The organism is Polaromonas sp. P1_E1_2, assembly GCF_056406035.1.
Genome location: NZ_JBFUAZ010000378.1, coordinates 1 through 4,242, shown reverse-complemented (window position 1 = coordinate 4,242; position 4,242 = coordinate 1). Strand labels below are relative to the sequence as shown.

The following is a 4,242-nucleotide window of genomic DNA, read 5'->3' as shown; positions in this document are numbered from 1 at the left end:
GAGCGCACCCAGGACCGAGCCGATGATGGTGCCGCTGCCTCCGGCCAGTGCGGTGCCGCCGATCACTGCGGCGGYAATCACGAAGAGCTCCATCCCGGTGCCCAGCGAGTTGGTGCCTGCGTTCAGGCGGGCCACCGACACGATGGCCGCGATGGTGATGAGCACGGCGAGSAGGGCAAACAGCATGAGCGTTACCCGCTTGACCGGTATGCCGACCAGTACCGCGGCGTCGGGGTTGCCGCCCATGGCGTAAACATAGCGGCCAAAACGGGTGCGCTGGGAGATGAATGACATCACCACCGCCACGGCCGCCCAGATCAGCACCGGAATCGGGATGCCCTGGGGGGCGTCCTTGTTGGTGACCAGGTAGCTGYTCATGGTCGCGGCGAACGCGGCCAGCAGGGCCACCGGTGCCGCCACCAGCAGTACATCCACCCACACGGGCTGGTTGGGCATCTCATGGCGCGTGGAGGCACGGCGGCGCAGCAGCATGCGAACCACCAGCACCACACTCACGCAGGCGGTCAGGACCCAGGTGGCGGTCACGCCGATGCCGCCGTCATAGCCGCCGCCGAGTTGCAGAAAAGTCTCGTCGCTGACGGGCTGCGTCTTGCCGTCGGCCACCAGAAAAGCCGCGCCGCGCAAGGACATCAGCCCTCCCAGCGTGACCACAAAAGAAGGGACGCCGAGCATGGCGGTCAGCCATCCCTGGTACACCGACACCACCAGCGCCGCGGCCAGCCCGGCGAGTGACGCCGCCGGCCAGGACCATCCCAGGGTGTACTGAAGATAGGCGATGAGCACGCCGACAAAACCGATCACCGAACCGACCGACAGGTCAATATGCCGGGCCACAATGATCAGCACCATGACAGTGGACACGATGCCCACCACCGCGGTTTGCTGGGCAATGTTGTAGAGATTTTCAGGCGACAGGAAAATGCCGCCCGACAGGACCTGGAATACGCCCGCCAGGACGGCGAGCACGCCCCCCATGAACACCAGCCGCCAGTCGACAGCAGCGTTGCGCAGGAATCGAACGGGAAATTGCATGGTCTTGAGGATGCGGCACTCCCCAAGGCAACCTACAGGCCGGTTGCCTTGCCTGCTTGCGCAGAATGGGGAGCAGGTGGTTGAACGCCTGTATTAAAGCCTGTATTACTTGCAGGCCGCGACGTTGCCCGTGACACCCTTGCAGAGTTCGTCTTTCTTGATCCAGCCGGCCTTCACCACCACGTCGAGGTTGTCGCGGGTAATGGGCACTGGCTTGAGGAACTGGGCCTGCAGGGCGATCTTTTTCTCGCCACCGTTCCAGGAAGTCGCGCCGTCGACTTTTTTGCCGGCACCCAGATTGACAGCGGCGCTGGCCGCCTGTTTACCGAGGTCGCGCGCATCTTTCCATACCGACACGGTCTGGGTGCCCATGGCTACGCGGTTCAAGGCGGCAAAGTCACCGTCCTGGCCGGACACCGGCACGCCCTTGAGGCCCTTGGAACTCAGAGCCGCCACCACACCACCGGCTGTGCCGTCATTGGAAGCCACCACGGCATCGACCTTGCCGCCGTTCTTGGTCAGGATCTGTTCCATGTTTTTCTGGGCGACTTCGGGCTTCCAGCCCTCGGTGTATTCCTCGCCCACGATCTTGATGTCGCCTTTCTTGACGGCAGCGTCAATGATTTCCTGCTGGCCTTCGCGCAGGAAATTTGCATTCGGGTCGGTGGGGGAGCCCTTGATCATCACGTAGTTGCCCTTGGGCTTGGCCTGGAACACCGCGCGGGCCTGCATGCGGCCGACTTCTTTGTTATCGAAGGTGATGTAGAACACGCCGGGAGCCTCGATCAGGCGGTCGTAGGCAATAACCGGCACTTTTTGTTTGGTGGCCTTGTTCACGGCGGGCAGGATGGCGTCCTTGTCCATGGCCAGCACGATCAGGACCTTGGCACCCTTGGCCATCAGGCCGTCAATGTCCGCCAGTTGTTTTTCAGGGGAGCCCGCTGCGTCTGCGCTGATGTACTTGGCGCCCAGTTTTTCAAGTTGCGTCTTGATGGCGGCCTCGTCGGTTTTCCAGCGTTCCTCCTGGAAGTTGGACCAGCTGACGCCGACAGTGACCTGCGCAAATGCGCCGGCAGCGGCCAGGCTGAGTGCCATTGCGGTGAGGGAATTTTTTAGTTTCATGAATGTCTCCGATAGTTCTGCCCAGTCGGGCGTGTAGTTTTGAAAACCCAGCTGAATCCCGGTAATCGTTCCGCTGCAAACGCAGCACTTCAGAATTAGTTTGAACGACGCACTAATTATGTGGACCTGAAAAATTCCCCGCCTAGGGACAAACCCCGGGTATGCGGGGGTCGCTTTAAATTTTTGATGGTTTCTGTAATACCAAAGGCTGATCAGCAGGCGCAGCAAGCAGAAAATCCGTCAGYGGCAACGGCTGGCCGGATCGGTTTTCCGCTGGAAAGGCCGCGCTTCAGTGGGCGGCAGACGGCTCTGTCACCCCAAGCTTGATGGCCCAGCTTGACAGTGCGGGCAGGATGGAGGGATACAGCTCCACGCCCGATTCCATTTGCCCGGCTGCCAGCGCAATGCCTTTTTCCCCCGGAGTGCGCACGGCAGACCCTGCTTGCGCGGGTCGTGATGCACGGCAGGCATCCGTGACATGGCCAGTCTGGCGCGTGAATGCGTCCAGGCCCGCAAAAGCGCGCGGGTCAATCACCTGCAGGAAGACCGTGGCGCCCCATCCTTCCTTCGGGTCGGCGCGGCCATGACCTGCGAGGCCGCCGGTTAATGCCTCTACCAGCAAGGTGAGGCCATAACCCTTGTGGCCCGAGTCCATGCCACCCAGCGGCAGGATGGTGCCCTTGGGTTCGTCGAACAGCACCGAAGGGTTGTCACTGGCCACGCCGTGACCGTCCATCACCCAGGCAGCAGGCAGCCGCTTGCCTTCCTTGTGCAGCCGGTTGGTCATGCCGTTGGTCGTGGCCGAGGTAGACACATCCATCAGCACCGGAACGCCGTTGGTGGGAATGCCGGCAGAAACCGGATTGGGTGTGAACACCGGGTCCAGGCCGCCAAAGGGGGCAACGCTGGCCGTGTTCGGGTCCGAGCAGGTCAGCAGCATCATCAGGCCCTGATCGGTGGCGCGCTGGAGATAGGCGGCCAGGCAGGCGATGTGGTGGCTGCGGCGAATCACAACAGTGCAGGTGCCCTGGGTGGCGGCACGCTCAGTGGCCAATGCCATCGCTTGCAGAACCAGCCAGGGGCCGGGCAGGCGGCGGCCGTCCCATGTCACGGCGGCCGGATGGTCGGCCAGCACGGCTGGGGTGCCGAGTTTTTCCATCGCGCCAGACTCCAGCTCTGCCAGGTAGCCCGGCAGCAGGGCGAGCCCGTGGGTGTTATGGCCCATCAGGTCGCCCTGGACCAGGATGTCGGCCACGGCGGCGGCCTTGTCGTGCTCCAGCCCGGCGGTGGTCAGCAGGGTTCGGGCGTAGTTGATCAGATCGATCTGGGCGTATCGCATGGATTTGTCTCGGTGCTGTTTCAGTGTTGTCACTGCAGATGCTCTGTTTTTGATAGCCGCTTGCGCCCGTCCTGTATGGGTTAGATGGGCTTTTTATGCACATAACCCAACGCGTCAGGCCACGTCAGGCCGGCCGTCGCTGTCCTGAACATTCTAGGGACGAACACGTAAGGTCGCACATCGCACAACCCGTGCGCGGCATTTCATACGGGGCAAAAAGCGGAAAGCGGGCCATGAGCCCGCTTTCCGCCTGAGGCACCGAAGCCGGTGCCTGTAACCATGTTTATGGCTATGCCGTCAGTCAGCCCAGCTTGATGCTGCTGGGGTCTGCGGTGAGGTAGCCGACAGCCGCGCCGAAGCGGTCCTTGTAGTTCGCGCGCACCAGCGGGTCCAGCGTGGCCTGCACCTTGCCATGCAGCGCCGGAATCCAGTCGCCGGCGTGCTGGAAGTTGCTCATGATGTAGGTCCAGCCGTTGAGGTCGTCCACCACATGCAGGCCGGTGGCTTCGGCGCCCGAAGGCATGGACATCAGGCGCGACAGCTGTTGGGTGTCGACGTTGTAGGCCCAGATGAAGTTGTTGACGTGGGTGCTGCTGTCTTCGCCGATGAAGAGTGTGCGCATTTTTTCGGAGAACTTCAGGTTGTCGGGGTTGGACACCTTGTTGGGGTTGGCCTTGTTGCCCAGTGCATCGCCGGCGATGTCTTCGCCGACCAGCAGGGCCTTGGTG

The 4,242-nt window shown here is 62.3% G+C and carries 3 protein-coding genes and 1 pseudogene; all 4 read right to left on the bottom strand.

Features of this window, described 5'->3' with window-relative positions; genetic code table 11:
- Positions 1 to 996, bottom strand: a 996-nt coding sequence (locus AC1D1P_RS16070) for a sugar ABC transporter permease (protein WP_477673661.1), incomplete at its 3' end; no start/stop codon positions are given.
- A gap of 162 nt (positions 997 to 1,158) precedes the next feature.
- Positions 1,159 to 2,175 carry a D-xylose ABC transporter substrate-binding protein gene (gene xylF, locus AC1D1P_RS16065; RefSeq protein ID WP_457280705.1) on the bottom strand — a complete coding sequence of 339 codons (1,017 nt, stop codon included), beginning with the start codon at positions 2,173 to 2,175 and terminating at the stop codon, positions 1,159 to 1,161.
- Positions 2,176 to 2,464: 289 nt separating this feature from the next.
- The gene (locus AC1D1P_RS16060; protein WP_477669380.1) at positions 2,465 to 3,514 is read right to left on the bottom strand and encodes an Ldh family oxidoreductase; all 1,050 of its coding nucleotides are present in this window, start codon (positions 3,512 to 3,514) and stop codon (positions 2,465 to 2,467) included.
- A gap of 301 nt (positions 3,515 to 3,815) precedes the next feature.
- A pseudogene (locus AC1D1P_RS16055) lies at positions 3,816 to 4,242 on the bottom strand (alkaline phosphatase); the annotation flags it as partial.